At 70.8% G+C, this 25,801-nt stretch carries 23 protein-coding genes and 1 pseudogene; 10 read left to right on the forward strand and 14 right to left on the reverse strand.

The window, feature by feature from the left end; genetic code table 11:
* The first annotated feature begins 36 nt into the window (after positions 1-36).
* Positions 37-1,257 (forward strand): polysaccharide biosynthesis protein, encoded by a 1,221-nt coding sequence (locus Q1A98_RS03810; RefSeq protein WP_299569991.1) that lies wholly within the window; start codon positions 37-39, stop codon positions 1,255-1,257.
* Here the strand turns inward: Q1A98_RS03810 and Q1A98_RS03815 are convergent.
* Positions 1,244-2,074 (reverse strand): helix-turn-helix transcriptional regulator, encoded by an 831-nt coding sequence (locus Q1A98_RS03815; protein ID WP_299569993.1) that lies wholly within the window; start codon positions 2,072-2,074, stop codon positions 1,244-1,246. The genes Q1A98_RS03810 and Q1A98_RS03815 overlap by 14 nt on opposite strands.
* Positions 2,075-2,243: 169 nt before the next feature.
* On the opposite strand from Q1A98_RS03815, the gene Q1A98_RS03820 reads away from it, so the two are divergent.
* The 4 genes from Q1A98_RS03820 to Q1A98_RS03835 are packed head-to-tail and all read left to right on the forward strand — an operon-like array spanning position 2,244 to position 5,319.
* Positions 2,244-2,987 (forward strand): SDR family NAD(P)-dependent oxidoreductase, encoded by a 744-nt coding sequence (locus Q1A98_RS03820; protein ID WP_299569995.1) that lies wholly within the window; start codon positions 2,244-2,246, stop codon positions 2,985-2,987.
* Between the two features lie 58 nt (positions 2,988-3,045).
* Positions 3,046-3,564, forward strand: a complete 519-nt coding sequence (locus tag Q1A98_RS03825; RefSeq protein WP_299569996.1) for a hypothetical protein — start codon at positions 3,046-3,048, stop codon at positions 3,562-3,564.
* Between the two features lie 46 nt (positions 3,565-3,610).
* Complete coding sequence (locus Q1A98_RS03830; RefSeq protein ID WP_299569998.1) at positions 3,611-4,606, forward strand: LLM class F420-dependent oxidoreductase; 996 nt, start codon at positions 3,611-3,613, stop codon at positions 4,604-4,606.
* Positions 4,603-5,319, forward strand: coding sequence for a M24 family metallopeptidase (locus Q1A98_RS03835; protein WP_299570000.1), 717 nt, complete (start codon positions 4,603-4,605; stop codon positions 5,317-5,319). The genes Q1A98_RS03830 and Q1A98_RS03835 overlap by 4 nt, the downstream gene beginning before the upstream one ends.
* Positions 5,320-5,409: 90 nt before the next feature.
* Here the strand turns inward: Q1A98_RS03835 and Q1A98_RS03840 are convergent, their stop codons facing one another.
* From Q1A98_RS03840 to Q1A98_RS03865, 6 genes are all read right to left on the reverse strand, one after another.
* Positions 5,410-6,111: a hypothetical protein gene (locus Q1A98_RS03840; RefSeq protein WP_299570002.1), complete on the reverse strand. Its 702-nt coding sequence runs from the start codon at positions 6,109-6,111 to the stop codon at positions 5,410-5,412.
* 190 nt (positions 6,112-6,301) lie between these two features.
* Positions 6,302-7,522: an FAD/NAD(P)-binding oxidoreductase gene (locus Q1A98_RS03845; RefSeq protein ID WP_299570004.1), complete on the reverse strand. Its 1,221-nt coding sequence runs from the start codon at positions 7,520-7,522 to the stop codon at positions 6,302-6,304.
* The gene (locus Q1A98_RS03850; protein WP_299570006.1) at positions 7,515-7,976 is read right to left on the reverse strand and encodes an SRPBCC family protein; all 462 of its coding nucleotides are present in this window, start codon (positions 7,974-7,976) and stop codon (positions 7,515-7,517) included. Before Q1A98_RS03850 ends, Q1A98_RS03845 begins: the two co-directional genes overlap by 8 nt.
* 116 nt (positions 7,977-8,092) lie before the next feature.
* Entirely contained in the window at positions 8,093-8,728 is a 636-nt protein-coding gene (locus Q1A98_RS03855; RefSeq protein WP_299570007.1) for a TetR family transcriptional regulator, read from the reverse strand.
* Positions 8,729-10,948: an MMPL family transporter gene (locus Q1A98_RS03860; RefSeq protein WP_299570008.1), complete on the reverse strand. Its 2,220-nt coding sequence runs from the start codon at positions 10,946-10,948 to the stop codon at positions 8,729-8,731.
* 195 nt (positions 10,949-11,143) lie between these two features.
* Positions 11,144-12,637 carry a DUF3068 domain-containing protein gene (locus Q1A98_RS03865; protein WP_299570009.1) on the reverse strand — a complete coding sequence of 498 codons (1,494 nt, stop codon included), beginning with the start codon at positions 12,635-12,637 and terminating at the stop codon, positions 11,144-11,146.
* A gap of 142 nt (positions 12,638-12,779) precedes the next feature.
* On the opposite strand from Q1A98_RS03865, the pseudogene Q1A98_RS03870 reads away from it, so the two are divergent.
* A pseudogene (locus Q1A98_RS03870) lies at positions 12,780-13,832 on the forward strand (acyltransferase); the annotation flags it as partial.
* A 14-nt stretch (positions 13,833-13,846) separates the two neighbouring features.
* On the opposite strand, the gene Q1A98_RS03875 reads toward Q1A98_RS03870, so the two are convergent.
* Genes Q1A98_RS03875 through Q1A98_RS03885 form a run of 3 tightly spaced genes read right to left on the reverse strand, consistent with a single transcriptional unit; the run spans position 13,847 to position 18,878 of the window.
* Positions 13,847-18,130: an alpha-(1->3)-arabinofuranosyltransferase gene (locus tag Q1A98_RS03875; RefSeq protein WP_299570011.1), complete on the reverse strand. Its 4,284-nt coding sequence runs from the start codon at positions 18,128-18,130 to the stop codon at positions 13,847-13,849.
* A gap of 14 nt (positions 18,131-18,144) precedes the next feature.
* Positions 18,145-18,345 (reverse strand): DUF2613 domain-containing protein, encoded by a 201-nt coding sequence (locus Q1A98_RS03880; RefSeq protein ID WP_253646884.1) that lies wholly within the window; start codon positions 18,343-18,345, stop codon positions 18,145-18,147.
* Positions 18,342-18,878 carry a universal stress protein gene (locus Q1A98_RS03885; protein WP_299570012.1) on the reverse strand — a complete coding sequence of 179 codons (537 nt, stop codon included), beginning with the start codon at positions 18,876-18,878 and terminating at the stop codon, positions 18,342-18,344. Before Q1A98_RS03885 ends, Q1A98_RS03880 begins: the two co-directional genes overlap by 4 nt.
* A gap of 93 nt (positions 18,879-18,971) precedes the next feature.
* On the opposite strand from Q1A98_RS03885, the gene Q1A98_RS03890 reads away from it, so the two are divergent.
* A complete protein-coding gene (locus tag Q1A98_RS03890) occupies positions 18,972-20,162 on the forward strand; it encodes a glycoside hydrolase family 3 N-terminal domain-containing protein (protein WP_299570013.1) in 1,191 nt (396 codons plus the stop codon).
* A gap of 94 nt (positions 20,163-20,256) precedes the next feature.
* On the opposite strand, the gene Q1A98_RS03895 is transcribed toward Q1A98_RS03890, so the two are convergent.
* Entirely contained in the window at positions 20,257-20,448 is a 192-nt protein-coding gene (locus Q1A98_RS03895; RefSeq protein ID WP_299570015.1) for a hypothetical protein, read from the reverse strand.
* A 106-nt stretch (positions 20,449-20,554) separates the two neighbouring features.
* Here Q1A98_RS03895 and Q1A98_RS03900 point away from each other — a divergent pair, with 106 nt between their 5' ends.
* Entirely contained in the window at positions 20,555-21,172 is a 618-nt protein-coding gene (locus Q1A98_RS03900; protein ID WP_299570017.1) for a TetR/AcrR family transcriptional regulator, read from the forward strand.
* A gap of 96 nt (positions 21,173-21,268) precedes the next feature.
* Positions 21,269-21,886 carry a TetR/AcrR family transcriptional regulator gene (locus Q1A98_RS03905; RefSeq protein ID WP_299570019.1) on the forward strand — a complete coding sequence of 206 codons (618 nt, stop codon included), beginning with the start codon at positions 21,269-21,271 and terminating at the stop codon, positions 21,884-21,886.
* Positions 21,887-21,903: 17 nt separating this feature from the next.
* Here Q1A98_RS03905 and Q1A98_RS03910 read toward each other — a convergent pair whose 3' ends face one another.
* Together Q1A98_RS03910 and Q1A98_RS03915 are read right to left on the reverse strand one after the other, a co-directional pair.
* Positions 21,904-22,716: an SDR family oxidoreductase gene (locus Q1A98_RS03910; RefSeq protein WP_299570020.1), complete on the reverse strand. Its 813-nt coding sequence runs from the start codon at positions 22,714-22,716 to the stop codon at positions 21,904-21,906.
* Positions 22,717-22,721: 5 nt separating this feature from the next.
* Positions 22,722-24,821, reverse strand: coding sequence for an MMPL family transporter (locus Q1A98_RS03915; RefSeq protein WP_299570022.1), 2,100 nt, complete (start codon positions 24,819-24,821; stop codon positions 22,722-22,724).
* A 98-nt stretch (positions 24,822-24,919) separates the two neighbouring features.
* On the opposite strand from Q1A98_RS03915, the gene Q1A98_RS03920 reads away from it, so the two are divergent.
* On the forward strand, positions 24,920-25,360 hold the full coding sequence (locus Q1A98_RS03920; protein WP_299570554.1) for a MarR family winged helix-turn-helix transcriptional regulator: 441 nt from the start codon (positions 24,920-24,922) through the stop codon (positions 25,358-25,360).
* A 20-nt stretch (positions 25,361-25,380) separates the two neighbouring features.
* Here the strand turns inward: Q1A98_RS03920 and Q1A98_RS03925 are convergent, their stop codons facing one another.
* Entirely contained in the window at positions 25,381-25,791 is a 411-nt protein-coding gene (locus tag Q1A98_RS03925; protein WP_299570023.1) for a VOC family protein, read from the reverse strand.
* Positions 25,792-25,801: the final 10 nt, after the last annotated feature.

Consider the following 25,801-nt stretch of genomic DNA (forward strand, 5'->3'; position numbering starts at 1 on the left):
TCGGCGACCCTAGCGCGACCTGCGAGACTCGACCCCGTGACCACCTGGCTGCGCCGACGCCCGCGCGCGTCGGGGTCGTCGGGCTCTCTGGTCTCCTCGGTCGGGCAGGTGGCCGTGGGCTCGATGGTCGCCAATGTCTGTGCCTACTTCGTGCACCTGCCGGCGTCACGGTGGCTGTCGCCGGATCAGTACGGCGAGTTCGCGGTGCTGCTGCAGGCGACGCTGGTGCTCGGGGTCCCGGCGCTGGCCATCCAGGCGGTGACCGCGCGTGAGGTGGTCGCCGGACGGTCGACGCGGTCACTGGTGCGGCTCGGTGCGATCACCGCGGTCGCGGTCGCGCTGATCGCGGCCGTCGCCGTCTGGCCGTTCATGACCGTCGCGCACACCGGCCTGCTCGCGACGGCTGCGGCGTTCACCGTCGCTCCACTTCTCGTGCTGATCTCGGTCGGGCAGGGGATCCTGCAGGGCCACCAACACTTCCGCGCGCTCGCGTGGGTCATCGGGCTCGTCGGCGTCGTGCGCACCATGCCGCCGCTCGTGGCACTCGCGTTCGGCGGGCAGGCGGCGTCGGCGCTCGTAGCGACCATGCTCGGTGCGGTCGCGGCGGTCGGGCTCGTCATCACACAGGTGCGGTCGCTGGTCGTCGACGGGGACGACGGGGGACTGGCCGGGTTGTCGGCCCGATCGGTGATGCACGCGTCGCAGGTGCAGCTGGTGCTCGTCACCGCGACGTCGGTCGACCTGCTGCTCAGCCGGGTGGTGCTCAGCGAGAGCGACTCCGGGGTCTACGCCCTCGGCACGGTCGCCGCGAAAGTCGCCTACTGGCTGCCGCAGGCCGTCGGTCTCGTCGTGTTCCCCCGCCTCGCCGACGCGCAGCGGTCGGCGTCTGCCCTGCGGGGCGCGGTCCTCGTGCTGCTGGGGCTCTCGGCGCTGACGTCCGTGGGTGCGGCGATCGGCGGCCCACTGGTCCCGATCGTCGTCGGCGACGACTACCGGCCTGTCGCGGGGCTGCTGTGGCTGTTCGCGATCGGCGGTGGCGCGATGGCCGTCCTGCAGGTCGCGTTGCTCGCCGCGATCGCCCGCCGGCGGACGCGCGTGGCAGCGATCCCCTGGGCCGTGCTCGTCGTCGAGGTAATCGTCATCCTCACCAGCGCTCACTCGGTCGTCGGGCTCGCGACCATCGCGGCGGCGTGTGCGGTGGTCTCCGCGGCAGCCGCGACCGTGGCCACCATGCGATTGCCGGTCAGACCGGGGTGACCGCCGCGAGCATCGCCAGCTTCTCGTGGCTCGGGCTCCCGGGTGTCGCCGTGTACACCAGCAACGACAACCCCTGGTCGGGGTCGACGAGCGTCTGACAGTTCACCTCGACGATCCCCAACTCGGGGTGCGCGATCCGCTTCGAGCTGGTCTCCAGCGCGACGTCGACGTCGTGCTGCTCCCACACCGTGCGGAACTCGTCCGACTCCGCGAGCAGCGCGCGGCTGATCTCCGCCGGGCGCGACCGCTCACCCTCCACCGCGACCGCGCGGCGCAGACGAGCGGTGTGCGCCCGGCTGTGGTGGTCGTGGTCCTCCGCGGGGACACGGGAACGCTTCTCGGGATCGGTGAACCACCGGTAGACGACGCTGCGGGCCAGACCCGTGTGCCGTGTCTCGTCGCCCAGCAGTGCGGTCGCGGGACGGGTCTGCACCAGCGTCTCCCCGGCGCTGGTGACCACCATCGCGGGGGTGTCGTCGAGGCGGTCGAGAATGCGCAGCAGACCCGGCGGCACATGGTCGCCGCGGGCGACGCGCTGCGGGGCGGCGTGTCCGGCCAGCGCGAACAGGTGATCGCGTTCGGCCAGCGAGAGGTGCAGAGCGCGGGCCATCGCGGTGAGCATCTGATCCGACGGCTGCGGCCCGCGCTGCTGTTCGAGGCGGCTCAGGTAGTCCGTCGACATGCCGGCGAGCATCGCGACCTCCTCGCGGCGCAGGCCCGGCGTCCGTCGGCGCTCGCCCCGTGGCAGCCCGACGTCCTCCGGCTGCAGTGCCTCCCGCCTGCGGGTCAGGAACTCGGCCAGTCCGGTGCGGTCCACACCCCACCTCCCTCGTCGACGTGTCCGTCCAGCATGGCCGGTCGGCGCGACAGGTATCCAGGGACCGGCGGTCCCCCGATCGGCGGTGCCTTCCCCGGGCGGCGCCGCGACGGTCGACTGGTGTCACCGCCAGGACATCGGGTCCCGGCACGAGACACCAGGAGATCCCATGCAGATCAGCGGACGTACCGTCGTCATCCCCGGCGCGACCTCGGGCATCGGCCGCGCGCTCGCCGTCGCCCTGCACGACGCCGGCGCGACCGTCATCGCCGGAGGACGTCGTCAGGCCCTGCTCGACGAGCTCGCCGCCGAGCATCCCGGCATCGGGACGGTCGTCGTCGATGTCGCCGATCCCGCGTCGATCACGGCTGCTGCGGCCGATGTGATCGAGCGATTCCCCGCCACGGACACGCTCATCACGATGGCCGGCTTCTCCGAGCCCGAGGACCTCACCTCCGGCGACTTCGTCGACGCGTCTGCACGGATGGTGACCACCAACATCCTCGGCACCGTTCGGCTGATCGGTGCGTTCACCGAGCATCTCGCACAGGTGGGGTCGGGGTCGATCGTCACCGTGTCGTCGGGCCTCGCGTTCACACCGCTCGCGCCGATGCCGACCTACTCGGCGACGAAGGCGTTCGTCCACTCGTTCACCGACTCGATGCGACTCCAGCTGCGCGACAGTGGTGTCCGAGTCCGCGAGATCATCCCGCCGGCCGTCCAGACCGAGTTCGCGCCGGGGCAGTCGACCGCGGAGTGGGCCATGCCGCTCGACGAGTTCGTCGCCGAGACCATGGAACTGCTGGCGAAAGACGACGACGAGCTCGTTGTCGACCACGCGCGGGCGCTGCGTGACTCGGAGGTGAACGGCAACCGTGCGGAGCTGATGGATCAGCTGACCCACCTCGGTTGAGATCGCCGATCGGTCGGCAGATGTGGACAAACCGGCCGGATGCGCGTCTACTGCGCGGATGCGGACGACGATCGTGATCGTGCTCGGGGTGCTGGTCGCGATGCTGGCGGGAGTGGGGTCGGCGCCGGCGGCGCAACCATCCTGGAACGGCGACTGGTCGCTCAAGCGATTCGCGGCGACGAAGTCCGGGACCAGCCTGGCCGCCACACAGCGCGAGCCCGACTTCTCCGACGTCTACCGGTTCCAGACGGCGTGCGTCGGCGAGACGTGCACCGCCACCGTCGTCGCCGGTCCGGCGCCGGCGAACACCACCCTGCCGCAACCGGCCCGCTACACCTTCGACGGGGCCTCATGGGTCCATGTCTACGACTGGCAGTGGGATTGCTACATGGGGCCCGACAAGCCGAAGGTGTACGCCCCCGCGCACTCGGTCGCGTATTACACCCCGCAGCCGGACGGCACGTTCGCCGGCTCGTGGCGGACCGACATCGCGTCGGGGCCCTGCGTGGGGTCAGTGATCATGCGCGTCGCGGCGTACCCCGTCGCGACCCCGAAGCCCAGCCCGTTCGGGAGCTGATCAGACTGCCCGCCAGGACCGTGCGGGCGGGCCTACTGTGGATCGGGTGAGCATCCGCCTCGGTTACCAGATCCCCAACTTCACCTACCCCGGCACCGCGGCCGACATCGGCCCGACCGTGATCGCCCAGGCCCGCGAGGCCGAGGCCAGCGGCTTCGACACCGTGCTGGTGATGGACCACTTCTATCAACTCCCCGGCATCGGGGCTCCCGAGGAGCCGATGCTCGAGGCCTACACGCTGCTCGGCGCGCTCGCGACGGCGACGGAGAGGATCCAGCTGTCGACGCTCGTCACCGGCAACACCTACCGGAATCCGGCCATGCTGGCCAAGACCGTGACCACCCTCGACGTGATGAGCGGCGGGCGCGCGGTGCTGGCGATCGGTGCCGGCTGGTACGAGCTCGAGCACCAGCAGATGGGGTACGAGTTCGGCACCTTCGCCGACCGGTTCCGTCGGCTGGAGGAGTCGCTGAGCATCATCGAGCCGATGCTGCGTGGTCGGCACCCCGAGGTCGACGGTGAGTGGTACCAGGCGCACGGGACCCGCAACGAGCCGCGCGTTCGTGACGACCTGCCGATCATGCTCGGCGGTGGCGGCGAGAAGAAGACCTTCGGCCTCGCGGCGAAGTACGCCGACCATCTCAACGTGATCTGTGGCGACGACGAGATCCCCCGCAAGCTGGAGGCACTCGCCAAGCGGTGCGAGGAGGCCGGCCGCGACCGCGACAGCCTGGAGACCAGCTACCTGGCGTTCGTCATCATCGACGAGAACGGCGACACCGCACGGGAACTGCAGAAGGAGTTCCTCCGCAAGACCGGCGTCGACCTCGACGACCTCGACGACGACGAGCGGGCGACGGCCACCGCCCGCCACTTCGTCGGGACCCCAGACGACATCGCCGAGCAGGTCCAGCGCCGCATCCTCGACCCGAAGGTCGACGGAAAGGGCATCGACGGCGTCTGCGTCAACCTCGTCGCGAACGGGCACATCCCGGGGATCGTCGAGCTGACCGGGAAGACGCTTGCCCCGCTGGTGAAATGACGTCCGGGGTCGAGACCGACGAGGATGTGCGGATCGCGCGTCTCGTCGACGCCGAGGCGCGTGCGCTCGAACTGTTCGACGCCGTCGTCGCGCGCGACATCCTCGTCCCCGGCGTGGGGGAGCGCGCAGCGAGCGATGCCGTACGTGACCTCGCCGCGGACCGGTTCGGGGTGGATCGGTTCTGGCACAAGCGGATCGTGCGGGCCGGACCGAACACGCTGCACCCATACGCGGAGAACCCGCCGGACCGGGTGATCGGTGCCGACGACATCGTGTTCCTCGACTTCGGACCGGTCCTCGAGAAGTGGGAGGCCGACGTCGGGCGCACCTACGTCGTCGGCGACGACCCGCACAAACACGCGCTCGCCGCGGCGCTGCAGACCGTGTGGGACGGTGCGCGTGACCATTTCGCCGCGACGCCCGACATCACCGGCGAGCAGTTGTACGAGCACACGTGCCGGCTCGCAGCGGACGCAGGGTGGGAGTTCGGCGGAAGCATCGCCGGTCACCTGGTGGGCGAGTTCCCGCACAAGCACATCTCCGGCGCCGAGATCGATTGCTACGTCGCGCCGGGATCGACGCAGCCGATGCGCCGCCGCGACCGCGCCGGTCTGGAATGCCATTGGATCCTCGAGGTCCACCTCGTCGACCGCGATGCCCAGATCGGTGGATTCGTGGAGCAGCTCCTCGACATCGGTCCGAACGCGCGCTGACGGCATGTCTCCCGCACGCACGACGGCGGCCGCCGGGAAGTCCCGGCGGCCGCTGTCGTTCGTGTACTCACCGACCGGAGTCGGTGTGTGTCACTTGGTGTTGATGGTGATCTTCGCGATGCCCACGAGCAGACCGGCCTTGACGGCGTCGGTGGCGAAGGTCTGGTTGAGCAGGCCGGCTGCGGTCTCGGAGATCAGCACGCGGGTGCCCTCGAGGACGGCGGTGCCGTCGGGGTTAGTCTGCAGCGGCTTGAGGGTGCTGCCGTCGAGATCGAACACGATCGCCTGGGTGGCGGCGACGGTGCCGTCGACGCTGACGTCGGCCATGAGCTTGGAGGTGCCCGGGTCGATGGTCAGGTTGGTGATGTCGACGGTCTTGCCGCCACCGGTGAGCGAGAAGCCCGCGCCCTTGTGGTCGATGATGCCCTGCACGTAGGGCTGGATCGATCCGGGCGTGTAGTAGGTGACGTTGCCGCCGGTGATCGGGAAGACCAGCGAGCCGTTCTCCAGCTTGGCGCCGCCGACCACGCCGGGGGTGAGCTTGAGGGCGGTGAGGGCGTCGGTGAAGCCGGTGTCCAGGGCGACGGCGGTGTCGCGACCGGTGAGGGCCGGGACGGTGGCCACCGGTGCCGGGGTGCTCTGCGCGGCAGACGATTCCGGGGCGGAGGCCGATGCGGCGGTGGACGACGAGCTGCCCGAGGACGAGTCGTCGCTGGAGCAGGCGGCGGCGGGGAGGATGGCGACGGCGGCGATGGCCGCGGCGACCACGGTCTTGCGATACGAGATCTTCATGGCGGTTCTTCCTGACGAGAGTGTCTCGCGACAGGTCGCCGCGGACGCCGGGCACCTGGGTCCGCTCGTGTGGCCGGGCGACGGTGCCGTCATGTCCTCTTCGGTGCGGTCGGCCGTTCGGCTTGGTCGGATGGCGAAAGACCGTGTGTGACCGGTCACAGCACAAGGCGATCGGCACCGCGGCGCCGGCTCAGGCCAGCGCGCGCAGGATGAGTCGCCAATAGACCTGTGGCAGCACATACCGGTCGAACGCCCACGTCAGCACGCGCGGTTTCAGCGGGTTCAGGAACGAGGGCAGCGTCGACGTCATCCTGCGGGTGCGATCGAACTCGCCGAGAATCGCCCGGTGCCGACCGAGTGTGACCGGGGCGACGGTGGACCCGTCGTAACGGCGCAACTCGGCCCTGCGGCGTGACGCGACGATGTTGTGCGCGCACACCGGTGCCTGCTTCCGAAGGGCCCCGCCGGACGGGTCGGTCCCGAGGTCCGCGCAGTCACCGAGAGACCAGACGCGCGCAAACCGCCTGTGCACGAACGTCTCCGGGTCCACGTCGACGAGGCCGGCGTGGGCACCCGCCAGTCCCGCCGCCTCGATGTACCGGCCGCCGCGATACGGCGGCACGAGGTGCAGCAGGTCGTAGTCGACGAATTCCTCGGTGCCGTCGGCCCCGCGAACCCGGATGCGCGACGACGCGGGATCGAGACCGACGACGGAGGTGGTGAACCGGACACGGACGCCGCGGTCGTCCAGGGCGGACAGGATGGTCCGATCCAGATCGTCCACCCCGACAAGGGTCGGGCGATCGACGAGAACCGTTGCCCAGACGCCGGATCCGTGGGTGTCCCAGTGGTCGAGAGCGAGGAACAACGGCTTGAGCGTGGTGGCCGAGCAGCTCACCGGTGGTCGCGGCAGGGTGAACACGGCGTGGCCGCCGCGTCCGGCGAGGTCGCGGACTCCGGTCCATGTGCGCGTCGCCGCATCGAGGTAGTTGCTCACCACGGCCGGGGTGGTGAGCGCCTCGGCGACTCCGGGCAGTGCCTCGTCGTCGGGGACGAGTCCGGTTGCGACCACCAGATCGCGACACCGCAACCGCGTCCCGTCGGCGCAGTCCACGAGATGGTCGCCGTCGGGTTCTGCTGCTGGCGTTACGGTTTGGACCGCGGACCTTATCCATCGGCATCCGGCCGGCGTGACCGCCGACTGCGCTCGCTGTGCGGCAGGCAATCGGGCCTCGCCACCACCGACGTAGTTCAGCAGCGGGCGGTACGTGTGCGTCGTCGACGGCTCGACGATCGCGATGCGGTGCACACCGCGGCGACGCAGATGCGCGGCGACGGCGATTCCCGCGTTGCCGCCGCCCAGAACGGCGACGTCGACGTGCTCGGTCGGGACCGATCCGCGGTCAGGCACCGCGGGACGCGGGCAACGCGTCCAACACCTCGACGAGCTTGTTCTCGGTGTCGTTGCCGAGCTTCTCGAAGAGGACCTTGACGACCGGCGAGGCGAGCTTCGCCGCCCCGTTGAGTTCGACGTCGTTCTGATAGGTGATCGTGCTGCCGCGGGCGCCGTCCTGGGTCGCGTCGGCGACGGTGATGGTCTCGGTCGACGTGGCGGTGTCGTTCTTGCCCACCAGCACGATCCGGCTGTCGGTCAACTCCGTGAGCGTGTAGGTCAGCTCGGTGCTCACACCGGCGATCTTCGACTCGTTGTGCCAGGAAGACCCGACGCGGACGGGGCCGTCGTCCTCACGAGTGCAACGTTCGGTTCCCGGGTCCCACTCCTCGGCGTGGCCGAAATCGGCGAGGTACTCGACGACGGCGGCGCGGGGTGCGGTGGTGGAGAAGGTGCGTTCGACTGAGGGCATGTGTGGCTCCGGCTCGGGTCGTGGGGTGAGGCGATGACATCGAGACGAGGCCGGTGGCTGAAGCGCCGTCCCCTCCACGTCTACCACCGAGCGGCGGTTCTCACCCTTGTCGCCGGTCAGAGCGGGATTCCGCGCTCCAGGAGGTCGAGAACGTCCATGACGGCCTTCACCGCGACGTCGGGCTCGGGGTCCTCCTCGGGGTCCACCACCTGGTTGATCGCCCCGGTCACCGCGCCGAGGAAGACACGGACGCCGAAGTCGTCGAGCGGACGTCCGAGGTACTCGGCCAGGACCTTCGTGCCCTCGCTGAGTCGCTGCTCGAACAGATCCTGTTGCGCCGCGGTGAGCGCCGGGTCGGAACGGATGAGTCGCGCGCGGTCCCGGTTGCCGGCCCACTCGTCGGTCGCGGCCCACTCGAACAGGTTGCGGACCTCCCAGCGGACGAGGTCGAACGCCGACATCCCCGACGGTGCACCGACGAACATCGGTGGCCGCTCCTCGAGCAGGTCGTCGCCGACGAGGGCGTCCTCCTTCGACGGGAAGTACCGGAAGAACGTCGTCGGTGACACCTCCGCGGCCGCGGCGATCTGCTCGACCGTCGTCGCCGCGTACCCCTGTTCCAGCGACAGCTTCAGTGCCGCAGCGCGCAGGGCTGCGCGTGTCCGACGCTTGTGGCGCTCCCGCAGACCGACGGGACGGTCACCGGTGCGCGAGCCGGTGCCGTCCTCGTCGGCGGGTGTGGTCAGCGACATCTACGACCCCTGCACCGCCGGCTCCGCCGACCGCTCCCGCACCGGCGTCGGGACGCCGCGGTCGACGACCTTGGTGCCCTCGATGTCGAAGTCGATCACGAAGCGGTCCAACCACTTCGGCAGCGACCACGCCCTGTCGCCCAGGAGGGCGATGCAGGCTGGGACGACCATCATGCGGATCACGAAGGCGTCGAACAGGACTGCGGCGGCCAAGGTGAACCCGATCATCTTCGACGTCGTGTCCGGTGCCAGCATGAAGGCGGCGAAGACGCTGATCATGATGATGGCGGCCGAGGTGACCACACGGGAGCCGTGTCGATATCCCGCGATGATCGCCTCCTTCGTCGACAACCCGTGCACGAACTCCTCGCGCATCCGTGTCACCAGGAACACTTGATAGTCCATCGCCAGCCCGAACACCACGCCGATGCCGAAGATCGGGAGAAACGACAGGATCTCGCGCGGGTTGCTGACCAGGCCGAGCCATCCCTCCTGGAAGATCGCGACCGTCAGACCGAACGTCGCCGCGACCGAGAAGAGGAAGCCGACGGTGGCGATGAGCGGCACCCACAGCGATCGGAACACGCCGATCATCACCAGGAACGCCAGGCCCACCACCACGATCAGGTAGGGGATGAGCGCCGAGTTGAGCTTCGCCGACAGGTCGGACGTGATCGCGGTCTGACCACCGACGTGCAGTTCGGCACCCGAGCGTTCGACTGTCGGGGTGAAGTCGCGGATGTTCTCCATCAGGGTGTGGGTCGCCTCGGCCGCCGGCGCGCTGGTCGGGGTGACCGTGATGAGCGCGGTGTCGCCGACCTGGTTCGGGATGAACCGCAGCGTCTCCGGGTTCGCGACGTCGCTCAGTCCCTTGACGTGGTCGACGGTCTGCTGGGCGATCTGCGCGATCGGCTTCCCGTCGGTCGAGTGGACGACGGCCAGCAGCGGCCCGTTGATGCCCTGACCGAAGCCCTTGGCCAGCAGTGCCTGTGCCGGGGCCTCGTCGTCGTTGCTCAGAGACAGGCCGAGTTCCATCTTCGTGGCCGGGATGGCGGCGATCGCGAGCACGGCGAGGCCGACGATGACGAACGGGAGCGGACGCTTCACCACCATGCGGCCGAAGCGGACACCCATCGTGTCGACGTCTGCGGCGGGCTCGGCGTGCTTGATCCACGGGATGCGCGGGGTGAACGCGAACCGCTTCACCGCACCGAGCAGCGCGGGGATCAGGGTGAGCGCGCCGAGGACGGCGACACCGACGGCGATCGCTGCGCCCGAACCCATCTGGGTGATCAGTGGGATACCGATGACGGTCAGCGCGACGACGGCGATGGCGACGGTGAGGCCGGCGAAGACGACCGCCGATCCCGCGGTGCCCACCGCGCGACCGACCGCGTCGGCGGGATCACCGCCCTTGCGCAGTTCGGTCCGGTAGCGCGACACGATGAACAGCGCGTAGTCGATCGAGACGGCGATGCCCAGCATCGTGACGATGGCTGTCGCCGTCTGGTTGATGGACAGGAACTCCGCACCCAGCGTGACCAGCATGATCGTCAGGCCCACACCGACCAGGCCGGTGATCAGCGGGATGAACGACGCCACCAGCGCGCCGAACGCGACGATCATGACCACGAACGCCACCGCGAAGCCGATGGCCTCGGCCTTGCCCGGCGGCTCCTGGGCCTGCATCAGTGAACCGGTCGCCTCGACCTGGAGGCCGCCACCGCGGTTCTCGGACAGGATCGACGTCAGCTTCTCCTTGTCGGCCACCTTCAGGTCGGTGACCTCGATGCCCTGGCGGACCTGGATCAGGCCGACGCGACCGTTGTCGCCCAGGACCTGCCGGGCGACCGTCGGGTCGGCTTGTGCGGCGACGACCGGGTTCACGATCGTCTGCGGGTTCGTGACCTCGGGCAGGCCCTTCAGATCGGAGACGAGCTCGTCGATCTGCGCGGTGTGGTTCGCGAGGCCGTCCGGCGCGGCGACCAGGACGCTCGTCGAGGCCTGCATCTGCTGCTTCTGGACCTCGGGGAAGTACTTCTCGACCTGCGAGGTGGCCGTGCCCGAGTCGGTGCCCGGGAGGCTGAAGTCCTTGGCGAACGTGGGCTTGAGGACGCCGACGAGCGACGCCGTGACGACGAGGGCCAACACCCACGCCGCGATGACCGACCACCGGTGGCGGTAACAGAACCGCCCGACCCGGAAGAGGAGGGATGCCATGACGAGGCCTTTCGGACTGAATCGATACGCGCCACCAACTGACGCTCGGTCACTAGTGTTAGTGACTACCACTTTGGCGTCAAGGTGATCGGGGTCGGCTGTGAGCAGCGACACCAGGGGAGCAAGCGGGCGAAACGACACCGCCGCCCGCGACCGGAGTGGTCGCGGGCGGCGGTGGGTGGTGACTCTGCCGGGTCAGCCGTTGGGGCGTCGCCAGGGGTCGTCGGGGCGGGTCTCCGAATCGCCCGGTCCGTCCGCCTCACGGCCGGAGTCCGGGCCGTCCGGCGACGACCAGCCGACGCGAGGCCCGTCGTCGGAGACCCGAGGGAACTGCTGCGTTGCGTCGTCGTCGGTGGGACCGGTCCCGGCCGCCCCGCCGGCCGCCCCGTCCGACCCACGCTTGCGCAGGTCGGGCCGGGCCTCGGTCGGCGCGTCGGCATCGGAGAAGCCGTCGTGCCCGCGGCGATCGAACTGACGGGTCTCCTCGTCCTCGTCGGGGGTGGCGACGGGGTAGTAGGGGTCGTCACCGGCGACCACCGCGGCCGGCGTCCGGGGACCGCGCAGCAGCAGGACGATGCCCGCGATCAGCATGAGCGCGCCGACGATGCCGAACGCGATCGGCAGCCAGCGGCCGTACAGCTTGATCGGCGACGACAGGTCCTTCGCGGCCGCCGCCCGCGACTGCTGCGTGTTCTGGTCGTAGGCGAACGTGACGTCGAGGTTCGTCAGCTTGTAGTTGCGCAGCGCCTCCGGGGCGTCGCTGCTGACGCCGGAGATCCGGTAGTACTCCTGGATCCGCTCGCGGTCGTTGACGATCGTGCCGCTCTCCGGCTCGACATACAGGTCACGCGTGGTGGTGCGGTACAGGTCGGCCGGCAGCTTCTGACGGTTGTCGATGCCGGGGAACCCGCCGTACCACGACGCCGCCTGCGAGAGCTGGGTCCCCGCGGGCGTCGAGTCGTTGGCGTCGCGCAGCTGCGCGAGGTTGGCCTCGGGGACGTTCTGCTGGAAGTGCAGCACCTTCACGCCGGCGATCTCTGTGGAGTCGACGTAGGTGAGGGGGTTGGTGGTCCGCGACGCGAGGTCGAAGTAGATGTACCGCTTCCCCGACGACGTGCCGAAGGGGAACTTGTACTGCACACCCCGACGGTCCGGCACCGAGATCGACTTGGTCGACGCGTCGAGTTGGACCTCCGAGCTGCCCCCGCCACCGAGAGCCGCGGCGCCGCTGGTGCGGTTGGTGGTCACACGGTCGACGGTGGCAGACAGCAGCGCGCCGAGGCAGCCGCCACCGCTGGTGGAATCGGAACTGGGCGTGACGGTCTCACCGGAGATCTGCACCTGGTTGATGCGGGTCGACGTGCCCGCCTGGAAGGTGACGCGATCGGCGCCGGCGGGCTTGACGACGACGACGCGCTGCTGCTGCGTCAGCGCCGCGGGCGACACCTCGGGCCGGGATGCGGTGAGCGAGCAGCGGTTCAGGATCTGCGCGGGCAGTGCGGCGCTGGTGGTGCTGCCGTCGGAGCGCTGGGACGTGGACACCGTCGTGTAGTCGGTGTCCATGGGGGTCTTCTGCAGCTGCCCCACGAGGTACAGCGGCATGGCGATCGCCGCCACCACGAGCAGAGCGCCCAGGAAGATGAGTACGGGACCGAGCAGGTCCCGGGCCGACATCCGGCCTGTCGCCATGGCACGCGCTCCTTCGAGTCGGGGACACCCCTGGCAGGCACGATGCTCCACCCTGCGAGCGAGACTAACAGTCACCCTGTCCGGATCCGCGGTGCTGCGCGTGATGCCGGGACGGCTCACAGCGGGGGTAGCGTCGTCGCCGATGCACGCCCCGACCCCTCCCTTCCGGCCTCCGCGGTTCATCCCGGCGCTCGAGGGCATGCGGGCACTCGCTGCCCTCGGCGTCGTGACCACCCATGTGGCGTTCCAGACCCGATCGGTCGACGGCTCGGTGATGGGGGCGATCTGGGGGCGACTCGACCTCGCCGTCGCCCTCTTCTTCGCGCTGTCGGGGTTTCTGCTGTGGCGCCCCCACGCCGCCGCCGCTCGCGGGGGGCCGCCCGCGCCGGGCGTCCGGCGCTACCTGCGGCACCGCGCGGTGCGCATTCTCCCGGCGTATGTCGTCGTCGTACTCGTGGTGCTGGCGCTGGTCCCGGCGGCGCGAGGTGCCAGCGCGCTGACGTGGCTGGCGAACCTCACCCTTCTCCAGGTCTACGTGCCGTACGCGCTCGTGTCCGGGCTGACCCAGATGTGGAGCCTCGCGGTCGAGGTCAGTTTCTATGTCGCCCTGCCTCTGCTCGCCTGGTTCCTCGTCCGGCTCCGTGGTCCGCGTGCCCGCCTGCGGGTGCCGGTGATGCTCATGGTCGCGGTGATCTCCCTCGGGTGGGCGTTCGTGGCCCATCACCTGCCACTCACCGACGGCGTGTCCGGCACCCTGTGGCTGCCGGGATACCTGCCGTGGTTCCTCACGGGCACCGTCCTCGCGGAGGTCGCCGCCTCCGATTCCGGCGGCCGTCTCCGACGGTTGTCCACCCGCCGCGTCCCGATGGCGGTTCTCGCCGTGGTGGTATACGCCGTCGCGTGTACGCCGGTTGCGGGCCCGTCTGGGCTGGGGACGGTGACCGCAGCCGAGTTCGCGGTGAAGACCGCGCTCGGTGCGGTTCTGGGGTGGGCCCTCCTCGCGCCGCTCGTGCTGGCGCCCGGGCGGCACCGGTTCCTCGCGTCGGAGGCGATGCAGACCCTCGGTCGATGGTCCTACGCGATCTTCATCTGGCATCTCGCGGTGCTCGCGGTCGTCTTCCCGCTGGTCGGCTTCGCGCTGTTCGGCGGCACCATGTGGTCGGTCTGGCTGGTCACGGTGATCGTCACCATCGGCGTGTCCGCGGCGAGCTACGGACTCGTCGAGGACCCGGCCCGTCGCGCCGTGCGCGAGCGGGAACGTCGGAGCCAGGAGCGCGGGGCGGAGAGGACCGCGGTCGCCAGTGCAGCCACCGCGACGAGCGCGGGAAGCGTGACCCACCAGTCGAACCCGGTGTAGGGGTCCCCGGACGCCCACGGACCCCACGACAGTCCGGCGACGCCCAGACCGAACGCGCCGGCGACGACGAGCGGCACGGCGCGGGGCCGTCGACGCCGGAGCGCGAGGACGGTCGGAGCCGTGATCGCGCCGACGACGACACCGACCCAGCCGCCGAACACCACGAGGGCCGCCGCGGCACCGACCACCGCGAGCGTCGGCGCGTGGGGCGCGGCGATCGGCGCCCCTGGCGCGCGACGACGACGGTCGGGCCACAGTGCCGCGGCGAACAGTGCTGCGACAGCGATCAACCCGATCAGCAGTGCGAGCCGGTAGGGCTTGTCGAGCGGGTACTCGAGCCGCAGCGTGCCGGACGTGCCGGCGGGGAGGATCCACCCCTGCTGCCATCCGTTCACGACGATCGGGGAGAGGGCGCGGCCGTCGAGGGTCGCGCGCCATCCGGGGTTGGTCGACTCCGGGACGACGAACACGCGCTGCGCCGCGGACGGATCGATGTCGGCGGTCCGCGAGTCCGGACCCCAGGTCCGGGGTGTCACCGGTCGCACGGTGTCGGTCGGGGACGTGAGGTCGGCCGAGGACTGGAGGGTGAGCGAGTCGACGGTGAACGCGTCCGTCGGTGACACGGACACCGACGTCCGGCCCGCGGACAGGGGGACGGGGCCGTGGTCGCAGGGGGTCGCGGCCACTGCGTCCCCGGAGAGCAGCCGTCGTGCGGTGGTGCTCAGCGACAACGGGATCCGACGACCCCCGATCGACATCGCGAGCCCGTCCGAGCAGCCGACGGTGACGACGCGATCCGCCGGCGCGGTGGGCATCGGCGCACCGTCGAGGCGGATCTCGGCGATGCCGGGCGGCGCGGGGTCGGCGAAACCGAGGCTGTTGACGTCGACGAGGTCGTCGAACGCGACGACGGACACCGTGATCGTGTCGGTGACGGCCGGGTCCAGATCGATGTGACCGTCGGCGGGCAGCGTGCGGATCTGGCGTCCCGTGCCGAGGTCGACGCCGATGCGCGTCGGTCGGGCGGGGTAGCGGCCCTGAGGGGCGACGACCGTCAGACCCGAGACGCGTCGTGGCGACGGCAGCGAGATGCGGACCGACGCGTCCGCGGCACCGGGTTTGGTGGAGTCGCCGGACGCGACCCACGTGGTGCCGGGGTCCCCGTCGACGACGGCATCCGCAGATCCGCGGGGGTCGGTCACCGACGACGTACCGGTCACCGAGGCGTACCGCGGGTCGCGGAGAAGGTCGTCGAGCGCCGTGCCCGACGCCGATCGCAGCCACACCCGGGGCGTCACCGCGGTCGGGGTGGGGACCGACAGGACGCGTTCGAAGAGTCCCGGCTCCTCCGGTGCCAGGCCGAGGCCGGCCGAGCAGCGCGTGATGTCGGGGCCGACGGCGCACGCCGACCGCGACCCGTCCTGACCCAGGGACCAGCCCGAGACCGGTTGTCCCGCCGACAGTTCGGGTAGGACGGTGCGATGGCTGATCGAGAGGTCCCGGCCGGTCCCGGTGTCTTTCAGGCGCATCTCGGCGATCGCGAACTGGCTGCCGGCGCGACCGGTGGCGGTCGAGATGGCTCGCACCTGCAGCCACCGTGTCGGGCCGCTGGGTGCGGCCACGGTCACCGGCTGTCCCGGCGTGATCCCCTGCGCCACCGCCGTTCCCGCCTCGGTGGACACCAGGAGCCCGGTCACCGCGGGGCCGAGTGAGCGTCCCGGGGTGATGGTGACCGACAGGTCCGACCGCGGACGCGTGAAGTCGACCTGGAGCCACTGTCCGACGGCGGCGTCGAGGTCGCGGCTGATCCACGACGTGTTCGGATCGCCGTCGAACGCCGCGGCGGGCGAGTTCGCCGGCGAGGTCTGGCCGAGCTGTGTCGCGTCCGAGGCCGACCCGGACGCGGTGACCGACACCTGATCGGGCTGTCCGTCGAGCAACCACTGTCCGGTGACCGGCTCGGCACCGTCGACCGGGTAGTCGGGCACGGAGTTCTGGGTGGAGCGGCGGTCGTCGGGCGCGCGGACCGAGGAGCTGTGGTCGTCGACGCGTCCGTAGTCGGTCTCACGGGACATCGGTGTGTCGGTGACGACGGCCGGGGCGTCCGGCAGGCCCGCGCGGCGCGCGTCGGCGTCGAGCAGAGCCGGTCCCAGCGGCGGCCCGGCACCACGCGCGGCCTGGTCCTGCAGACGTTCCATCGCCTCGGGGCCACCGATGACCCGGGGCATCGCGGCGAGGTCGACCAGTCCCGGACCGGTGCCGTCGAACCCCTGTCCCGGGACAGCCGGTGTGACGGACCAGATCTCGATCGCGGTCATCGGTGGCGCGAGTCCGTCGTCGCCGACGACACCGCGGATCGCCCGGGGTCCGATCTCCGGCCCGAACGACGCCACCTCGCGCAGGCCGGGCGATCCGGCCAGGGTCTGACGCGCGACGATCGGACGCGCGGACCGCGAGGTGGTGGGCGCCAGATCCGACCGGAGCACGACGTAGTCGATGCCCTGCTCGGCGAGCGTGGCGGCCAGACCGGGAGACGCTCGGCCCGAGGCGATCTGCCGCTGCACGGAGTCCATCGCACGGATCGCGCCGGGAGGCACGAGGGGGATCGCGTCGCGGACCGCCCATGGTGTGTGCGTCAGCGGCTGCAGCGGCTCGTCGCGGGTGAAACCCCATGTCTGATAGGCGAACGGCGCCCCGGGCACCACGAGCGCCCGCGACGGCGTCGACGAGGGTCCGGCGTGGTCCTGCAACCACGTCGCGGCGTCGGACCAGTAGCCGGGGATGGAGCGGAACGATCCCTGCGGTGCCAGCGACCCGGTCCATGCGGTGGAACCGGCGCCGACGAGGACGAGGAGGAACACGATGGTCGCCGACGCGGTCCGTGAGCGTTCGGGATGCACGAAGGAGCGCAGCGCCACCCGGCGATCCACGGTGCCGGGCAGGGGCATCCGCGCGAGGAGATGCGCGATGCCCAGCACGATCGGCAGTCGGATCATCGGGTCGAGTTTGTGGATGTTGCGCAGGGGCGCACCCGCTCCGTCGAGGAAGGACCGCACGGGTTCGGCGACGGGAGAACCGATCTGACCCTCGAACCCGGCGCACAGCAGCACCAGCCCGACCGCCCCGACGGTGACGAGGCGGCCGCGGGCGGGCATCGACCGCATCGCCAGACCGGCGAGACCTGCTGCGGCGACGGCGCCGGTGACGAGGACCGCGGTCGGCGACGAGACGAGGACGGCGCCCGCCACCCGGTCCGGGGAGACGAACGGCGTCCAGGAACTGGTCCCGCGCAGCACCTCCACCAACGACGTCCATCGCGTCGTCACCCGGGACGACTCGATGAAGTCGAGGAACGGCGGGCTGACCCGCGACAGGATCAGCAGCGGCACCGCCCACCAGGCGCAGGCGAGGACCGCGCCCACGGCCCACCACCCGGTGAACGTCCGCCACCGCTGCGCGCCCGGTCCGCGCAGACGGACATGGCACGCCCACCAGACGACGGCGGCGCCACACGCCGCGGCGGTCGCGACGGCGTTCACCGCGCCCATCAGCGCGACGGCACAGGCGGATCCGAGCGCGAGGCGACGCATCGAGTGCGGGGGATCCGCGTGGTTCAGGGCGAGCACCACGGAAAGCAGCACCCACGGCGCCAGCATCATCGGGAGCGTCTCCGACGAGATCGACCCGAGTGTGGTCAGGACGCGGGGGCTGACCGCGAACGCGACGCCGGCGACGATCCGTGAGCCGGGTGAGCCGATGCGCAGCGCCTCGGCGAGGCGGATGACGCCGACGACCCCGATCGTGAGGAGGACCGCCCACCACAACCGCTGGGTGATCCAGGCGGGCAGGCCGATCAGGTCACCGACGAGGAAGAACGCACCGTGGGGGAAGAGGTAGCCGTAGGCCTGGTTCTGCACCTGGCCCATCGGGGCCTCGCTCGACCAGAGATGCAGTGCGCGCGCGAGGAATCCGGCCGGGTCGATCGCGAGGTCGAGCTTGGTGTCGGCCGCGATCCGGCCGGGGGACTGCACCAGGCTGAGGATCAGTGAGACGACAGCGACGACGAACACGCCGCGTCGGGACAGTCGGGATGTGGCGGGCGGGACCGCCCCTGCGTCGCTGGAACGTTCGGCCACCGAGGTGGCAGAGGTCAGTTCCGAACCCCGGCGTTGTCGCGCGTGCCGTAGTCGACCGAGCCCTTCACGAACCCGTTGTCGGCGTTGAAGCTGTTGACCGACGTGGACGGCGTGTCGTCGGAGGCGAGGAACCCACCCAGGAAGACGACCGCGATGGCGACGATGACGCCCATGATCCCGGCCACGGCTCCGGCGATGAGGCGGTTGTCGGTCATGGGGTCAAGCTACCATCCGCACCTGCCCGGACCGGGGCTCCTCGGTCGGCGCAACTCGCCGGTACCACCAGCACCGGTCGGCTGCAGTGACGCAGCACCGCCTCGGCGACGGAGCTGTGCAGAAGCGCGCGCAGACCCGATGCCCCGCGGGTGCCGGTGACCAGGACGGCGGCACCGAGATCGTCGGCCGCCGTCACCAGCGCACCCCAGACGGTGGTCGACACCTCGGCGAGGTGCCCCTCCGCCTCGAGGCCGCCGGCCCGGGCGCGGGCGACCCCGGCGTCGACGATGCGCCGCGCCTCGTCGTGGAGGAGGTCGTCGACCTCGGTGTCGACACCGGTGGCGAACATCGGTTGCATCCCGGCCGCGCTCGACAGCCGCGCCGTCTGATGGGTGCCGGACTCCCAGGCGGTGACGACGACGGCGCGACGGCCCGCGAGGAAGCGGGCGGCGTGATCGATCGCGCGATCCGCGTTCTCCGACCCGTCGTAGGCGATCATGATCAGGTCGGCAGTCGTGTCTGCGGTGCTCATCGCGGGACTCCTCTCGACGGCCCCCGACCACGAGAATAGTCCGATATGCCCTGCTCGGGGCCGGTTCGCCGAGCCCGTGCGAGACTGCTCGGCATGTCCTGGGACCGCCGTCCGCGCCTGCGCACCGCCGCGCTCTGCCTGGTCGCGGTCGCCGCGACCGCCTGCTCGACGACACAGCCCGCGGGGGTCGAGAGCACCACCGAGACGCCGTCGTCGACCGCGTCTCCTGCACCGTCGGCGGCGGCCCCCGCTTCCGCGGTGGCGTCGACGCGGTGCACGTCGACGATCGCCGGGATGGGGCTGCGCGACAAGCTCGCATCGCTGCTGGTCGTCGGGGTGACGGGACCGGCGGATGCGCTACGGGTCGTCCGCGATCAGCACGTCGGCGGGATCTTCCTGCAGAGCAGCACCGATCAGTCCATCTACGCGGACGGACGCCTGCGCTCGATCGCGCGGTCGGGACCGCGGCCGGTGCTGGTCACCATCGACCAGGAGGGCGGCCGCGTGTCGCGTCTCGCCGACCTCGGCATCGACAGCCCGTCGGCGCGCGACCTGGCCCGGACGTCCACGCCGGCGGAGGTGCGCGCGATCGCCCGCCGGACGGGGGAGGGGATGAAGCGCCTCGGCATCACCGTCGATCTCGCCCCCGACGCCGACGTCAGCGACCAGCCCGACGACACCGTGATCGGGGACCGGTCGTTCTCCGACGACCCGGCCACGGTCGCGAGGTACGCCGCGGCGTTCGCGAACGGCCTCCGCGACGCCGGGATCATGCCGGTGTTCAAGCATTTCCCGGGCCACGGCCACGGATCGGGCGACTCCCACACGGGCACGGTCCGGACGCCGCCGCTGTCGCAGCTGCGCACCGACGACCTGGTGCCGTACCGGACGCTGCTCCCGGGACCTGAGGGCCCGCCCGCGACGGGTGTGATGGTCGGTCATCTGATCGTGCCGGGACTGACCGGCGACGAGTTGCCGGCGAGCATCTCGCCCGCGGCGATGCGCATGCTCCGGACGGGTGTCGGGTACGGCGGTCGACCCTACGACGGCCCGATCTTCACCGACGACCTCAGCGGGATGGCGGCGATCTCCGCGCGGTTCGGCATCACCGAGGCGGTGGTACGGGCGATCGAGGCCGGTGCGGACCTCGCGTTGTGGCTGACGACGTCGGCCGTCCCGTCGGTGCTCGACGGTCTGACGGCGGCTGTGCGCAGCGGTCGCATCACGACCGCGCGTGTCGACGACTCGGTGGAACGCGTGTTGCGCACCACCGGCGCGTGCTGAGTGCCGCGTGGACCGGATGGTCCGCGCGGGCACTACGCGGTGAACAGCCCCCCGGCTGCCTGACGAACGGCATACCCCACGTAAAAACCGTTCGTCAGTCGCGTAGTGCCCGCGTCTCCGCGGACGCCAGATCGACCGGCAACGGCCAGCCGAACTGGTCTCCCGCTCCGTCGGGATCCCCCCCCGGGTCCCGAAGGTGCGAGATGACGAGGAGCGTGATCGTGCAGATGGCCGTCATCACCGCGATGGACACGATGATCAACACCCACAGCACGGCCTCACCCATCGGACTCCCCCATCCGATCGAGGGTGCAGCGCCCCCCAAGACAGGTGACCCCCTGCGCTGCTACTCTCGTCCTCATGCCACGTTACGTTACAGTCTGTAATGTTTGATGGTCAATACCGGCCGGCCGAGAGATTCCTCGATCGACGACGCCATCCTCGACGAGGCGGCGCGGATGGTCGTGGAGAACGGGTACGGCGCAACCACCATCGACGCGGTCGCCCGGGCCGCGGGCACCACGCGACCTGCGGTGTACCGCCGGTACGCGTCCCTGGCACAGATCGTCTCCGCGGCCATGAGCTCGAGGCTCGTCTTCGCCCCGGCCGTCGACTCCGGTGATCTCCCCACCGACCTGCGACGCATCCAGCAGGCCCAGGTCGCCTTCTTCACCGACCCGCTGGTCGTCAAGGCGCTCCCCGGTCTGATCGAGGAGAGCTCCCGCAACGAGACGCTGCGGACCCGACTCCTCGACGACGTCATGGCGCCGCGTCGCGCCGCGGTCGCCACCGCGATCGACCAGGCCGCCGCCCGGGGCGAGATCGAGGTCGGTCACAACGTCGAGCACGTCGCCGACCTGCTCATCGGACCGTTGATGCTCCGCACCCTGCTGCCCGCGTTGGGTGCCGTCGACGAGGGTCTGGTGGCGACGACCGTCGCCGCCGCCCTGCACGCCGTCCACCACCGCGGCGGGCTCCCCCGCGATGCAGGGGTGGGCTCCGCGGAGTGAATCCGCGGCGCTCTCGCGTCCATAACTTACTGCCTGGTAAGTTGTAGGCCGGTCCGTCGGTTTCTCGGACGGCGAGCGGGTGAGAGGCGGTGGAACATGCCGGGAGGGACGAAGCGGCTGCCCCGCGCAGTCCGTGAGCAACAAATGCTCGACGCGGCAGTCAAGGTGTTCGCGGAGAAGGGCTTTCGCGAGACCTCGATGGACGCCATCGCGGCCGCGGCGGACATCAGCAAGCCGATGCTGTACCTCTACCACGGCTCGAAGGACGAACTCTTCGCCGCATGTCTCAACCGCGAGGGCGCCCGCTTCATCGATGCGATGACCATCGGGTTCGACCCGCGTCTGCGTCAGCGGGACCAGGCGCGCACCGTCATCTTCGAGTTCCTGCGGTTCGTCGACGCGAACCGTGACTCGTGGCGGGTGCTGTACCGCGTCGCCACCGGTCAGGCTGCGTTCGCCGGGCTCATAGCGGCCAGTCGCGCACGACTGATCGAGATGATCGCGGACCTGCTGCGCCGGGGCACCACCGTCGAGCGCGCCACCGACCGCGAGTTCGAGCTGATGGCCGTCGCCCTGGTGGGCGCGGGTGAGGCCGTCGCCGACCGCATCTCCGAGGGCGACATCGACCTCGACACCGCCGCCGACATCATGGTCCAGATGGGCTGGCACGGTCTCGCCGGCGGCAAGCGCATCGACGAACACGTCTTCGACTGACGGCGGTCGCGTCCGGCTCAGAGGTCGGGCAGCCCCAGTTCCATGTTCGGCTTGATCAGCCCACCGTCGATCTCCAGGATCTTGCCCGTCGAATAGGCGCCGGCGTCCGAGGCGAGATAGACCGCGGCGGCGGCGATCTCGGCCGGATCGCCGATCCGGTGCAGTGGGGTGGCGTTCTCCAGGGACGCCAGCATCCCGTCGTCGCCGGTGACGATCTCCAGGGCGGACGTCGCGATCGATCCCGGGGCGATCGCGTTCACCCGGATACGCGGCGCGAGGTCCTCGGCGGCGAGCCGTGTGTAATGCGCCAGAGCGGCTTTCGCCGTCCCGTACGCCACGAAACCCCGGCCGGGGAGACGTCCCATGGTCGAGGTGATGTTGAGGATCGAGCCGCCGGAGTCGTTGCGCACCATCAGCGGGACAGCCGCGCAGGTGAGCGCGTGCGCGGTGGCGACGTTGAACCGGAAGGCGTTCTCCAGCGCGGAGACGGACGTGTCCAGCAGGGCGTTCGGGAAGGTGCCGCCGACGTTGTTCACCACGATGTCGAGTCGGCCGAACTCGGAGTCGGCGGTGGCCGCGAGTCCCGCGGTGACCTCGGGGTCGCTGAGGTCGGCGGCGACGGTGACGGCTCGTCGCCCCGTGGCGCGGATCTGCTCGGCGACCTCGTCGAGCTGCTCGGCCGTCCGCGACGAGATGACGACGTCGGCACCCGCCTCGGCGAACGCGACCGCGATGGCCGCCCCGAGTCCCCGTCCGGCGCCCGTGACGACCGCGACGCGACCGTCGAGACGAAACCGGTCGAGAATAGAACGTGTTCTCGTTTCGCTCATGGGCGTCAGCGTAGCGACGCGTGCTCCCGCGGGGGAGTGGGCCACCAGATCCGTTCGCCGACGAGCGTGAACAGCGCCGGGACCACCACCGTGCGGACGACGAACGTGTCGAGCAGGATGCCCAGCCCGACGATGATGCCGAGCTGCGTGAGCGTGATGAGGGGCAGCACGCCGAGGACGGCGAACACCGCCGCGAGCACGATGCCCGCGCTGGTGATGACCCCGCCGGTCGCCGAGACGGCTCGCGTCATCGCCTCCGGTACCCGGTGGCGTGCGCTCTCCTCCCGGGCCCGGGTGACCAGGAAGATCGTGTAGTCGACGCCGAGCGCCACGAGGAAGAGGAACGCGAACAGCACCGTGTTGTTGTCGAGGGCCGGGAACCCGACGACGTGGACGCCGACGAACGTCCCCAGCCCGATGGCGGCGACGGTGCTGAGCACGGTCGCCAGCACCAGCAGGATCGGCGCCAAGGCCGACCGCAACAGCAGGTACAGCACGACGAGGACCACGGCCAGGATCAGCGGGATGACCAGGAGGCGGTCGTCGGCGGCGGCGTCGCGCGTGTCGAGGGCCCGGGCGTCGCTGCCGCCCACCAGCGCGTCGGCGCCCGGGGTGTCGGCGAGGCGGTCGCGCATCGACGCGATGGAGTCGAAGGCGCCCGTCGATGCGGGCGCCGAGGTGAGCACCACGCTGAACCGGCTGAGCCCGTCGGGCGACGTCCCCGTCTGCGTCACCGACTGCACGCCGGGCGTGCCACGCAGCGCCGACTCGACCTGGCCGGCGACGGCCGAGCGCGCGACGACGGTCGTCGGGTCCGACTGCCCCGCGGGGAAGTGTTCGTCGACGACGTCGAAGCCGGTCACCGAGTCCGCGGTCACGCGGAACTGCTGCGTCTGACTGAGGCCGATCGACGTGCCGATCACGCCGAGCGCGCACACGGCGAGCAGCACGACCGCGGTCGACAGCGACCGCCTCGGATGGGTGACGACCGCGGCGGCGATGCGGTGCCACGCGCCGGTGGAGTGCAGGTCGGCGTCGTCGCCGGTGAGCGACTCGTCCACGCGGGGGACGAACGGCCAGAACAGCTTCCGTCCGAACAGGCTCAGCGCCGGGGGGAGCACGAGCAGCGCGAACAGCATCGCCAGCAGCAGGCCCGACGCGGCCGCGGCACCCAGGCTGCGCGTGCTCGGCAGGGCGGCGAACAGAAGGGTGAGCAGCGCCAGGACCACGGTCACGTTGCTCGCGAGCACCGCGGGTCCGGCGCGGCGGACCGCGTGGCGCAGCGCCTCGCGGTGGTCGGTGCGACGGCGGAGCTCCTCGCGGTACCGGGAGATGACCAGCAGCGCGTAGTTCGTGCCCGCGCCGAACACGAGCACGCTGGTGATGCCCGACGTCGACCCGTCGTAGGTCAGCCCCGCGGCGCTCGCGACCGCGCCGCCGACCGACGAGGCGACGCGATCGGCGATCGCCACGACGATCAGCGGGACCAGCCACAGGACCGGCGACCGGTACGTCGCGATCAGCAGCAGTGCCACGACCAGCGCGGTGACGGCCAGCAGTGTGACGTTCGCCCCGGAGAACGAGTTGGCGATGTCCGCGGCGAAGGCCGGGCCACCGGTCACGTGCGCGGTGAGGTCGGCGGGGAGCCCGGTGTCGGCCGCGGTGCGCAGCGCGTCGACGGTGTCCCGCAGCGTGAAGCCGCTGATCTCCGAGGACACCGGCACCGTCGCGATGGCTGCCGTGCCGTCCGGCGAGACCACCAGAGGAGGTCCGGACGCGTCGGCACGGGTCGCGCGATCGGTGGCCAGCATCCGGTCGCGCGCCTGCGTGACAGCAGCACGGTCGGCGTCGGAGAGGGATCCACCGTCGGTGCGGTCGACGACGAGGATCGCCGAGGCGACGTCCGCGTCGGGGAACCGCGACAGGCGGTCGTCGATGCGGGCCGACTGAGCGTTGTCGGGCACGGAGTTCGGCGAGTCGTTCGTCGAGGAACTGCTGCCGAGTGCGCCCATCACCGCGATGCCGAGGATCACCACGACGAGGCCCACGATCCACGAGCGGCGTCCGGTGACGAGTGCGGTGAAGCGGTCCCATGCGGCGGCCATGGCGACAACTGTCTCAGAAACTGAGCCTTTCAGCAACTGAGATTTCTACGGTGCCGACGTAGGCTCTCACCGTGGACAGGGCGGAGTTGGAGTCGGCGATGGCCGCCGACATGCGCGCGTTGTCGGCGGCGTCGGAGCAGATCGGACGCGCCTTCGCGGCCCGACATGATCTCTCGGCGAACGACTTCCAGGCCCTCCTGCGCATCATGGTCGCCGACGTCGACGGGGATCCGTTGACCGTGGGCCGGCTCGGGGCGTCCCTGGGTATGTCCTCGGCCGCGATGACCTACCTCGTCGAGCGGATGATCGCGTCGGGCCACATCCGCCGCGAGGCGCACCCGACCGACCGACGACGCGTGATCCTCCGCTACGACGACCACGGCATGGAGGTCGCCCGCGAGTTCTTCGGGCCGCTGGGCGCGGTCACCCGCGCCGCCCTCGCCGACGTCGACGACGACGACCTCGCGACCGCGCACCGTGTCTTCGCCGTCCTCATCGACGCGATCCGTGGCTACGGAGCGGAGCTGGCCGAGGGCTGAGCCGGTCGGGGCTCCTCGGGTCAGGCCGGCGATGTCGCCGAGACGCGCACGGTGGTGCCCGACGGGTCGCGGAACGCGCAGTCCCGGGGACCCCACGGCTGATCCATGGGCTCCTGCAGCACCTCCGCGCCGGACGCGGCGACGCGCTCGAAGAGACCGTCGAGGTCGTCCGTGGCGAAGCCGATCATCGGCAGCGAGCCCTTCGCCAGCAATTCCGCCAGCGCGTCGGCGTCGTCGGGCCCTCGACCGGACTGCGGCGTGGAGAGGACCACCGCGACGCCGGGTCGAGAATCCGAGGCGATGGTGACCCACCGTCCGTTTCCGCCCGCGACGTCGTTGAGCACCGTGAGACCGAGGGCGTCGCGATAGAAGGTCAGCGCGGCGTCGACGTCGTGGACGGTGAGATGGGTGAAGGCGAGGGTGACTGTCATGCCCGGAAAG

Source organism: uncultured Williamsia sp., from assembly GCF_947494875.1.
Classification (GTDB): Bacteria; Actinomycetota; Actinomycetes; order Mycobacteriales; family Mycobacteriaceae; genus Williamsia_A.

Bases quoted from the DNA above. Each gene is read 5' to 3' on its own strand.
- Q1A98_RS03820 (WP_299569995.1), top strand. From the start codon at position 2,244: ATGCAGATCAGCGGACGTACCGTCGTCATCCCCGGCGCGACCTCGGGC.
- Q1A98_RS03825 (WP_299569996.1), top strand. From the start codon at position 3,046: ATGCGGACGACGATCGTGATCGTGCTCGGGGTGCTGGTCGCGATGCTG.
- Q1A98_RS03835 (WP_299570000.1), top strand. From the start codon at position 4,603: ATGACGTCCGGGGTCGAGACCGACGAGGATGTGCGGATCGCGCGTCTC.
- Q1A98_RS03840 (WP_299570002.1), bottom strand. From the start codon at position 6,111: ATGAAGATCTCGTATCGCAAGACCGTGGTCGCCGCGGCCATCGCCGCC.
- Q1A98_RS03850 (WP_299570006.1), bottom strand. From the start codon at position 7,976: ATGCCCTCAGTCGAACGCACCTTCTCCACCACCGCACCCCGCGCCGCC.
- Q1A98_RS03855 (WP_299570007.1), bottom strand. From the start codon at position 8,728: ATGTCGCTGACCACACCCGCCGACGAGGACGGCACCGGCTCGCGCACC.
- Q1A98_RS03860 (WP_299570008.1), bottom strand. From the start codon at position 10,948: ATGGCATCCCTCCTCTTCCGGGTCGGGCGGTTCTGTTACCGCCACCGG.
- Q1A98_RS03865 (WP_299570009.1), bottom strand. From the start codon at position 12,637: ATGGCGACAGGCCGGATGTCGGCCCGGGACCTGCTCGGTCCCGTACTC.
- Q1A98_RS03880 (WP_253646884.1), bottom strand. From the start codon at position 18,345: ATGACCGACAACCGCCTCATCGCCGGAGCCGTGGCCGGGATCATGGGC.
- Q1A98_RS03885 (WP_299570012.1), bottom strand. From the start codon at position 18,878: ATGAGCACCGCAGACACGACTGCCGACCTGATCATGATCGCCTACGAC.
- Q1A98_RS03890 (WP_299570013.1), top strand. From the start codon at position 18,972: ATGTCCTGGGACCGCCGTCCGCGCCTGCGCACCGCCGCGCTCTGCCTG.
- Q1A98_RS03895 (WP_299570015.1), bottom strand. From the start codon at position 20,448: ATGGGTGAGGCCGTGCTGTGGGTGTTGATCATCGTGTCCATCGCGGTG.
- Q1A98_RS03900 (WP_299570017.1), top strand. From the start codon at position 20,555: ATGGTCAATACCGGCCGGCCGAGAGATTCCTCGATCGACGACGCCATC.
- Q1A98_RS03905 (WP_299570019.1), top strand. From the start codon at position 21,269: ATGCCGGGAGGGACGAAGCGGCTGCCCCGCGCAGTCCGTGAGCAACAA.
- Q1A98_RS03910 (WP_299570020.1), bottom strand. From the start codon at position 22,716: ATGAGCGAAACGAGAACACGTTCTATTCTCGACCGGTTTCGTCTCGAC.
- Q1A98_RS03915 (WP_299570022.1), bottom strand. From the start codon at position 24,821: ATGGCCGCCGCATGGGACCGCTTCACCGCACTCGTCACCGGACGCCGC.
- Q1A98_RS03920 (WP_299570554.1), top strand. From the start codon at position 24,920: ATGGCCGCCGACATGCGCGCGTTGTCGGCGGCGTCGGAGCAGATCGGA.
- Q1A98_RS03925 (WP_299570023.1), bottom strand. From the start codon at position 25,791: ATGACAGTCACCCTCGCCTTCACCCATCTCACCGTCCACGACGTCGAC.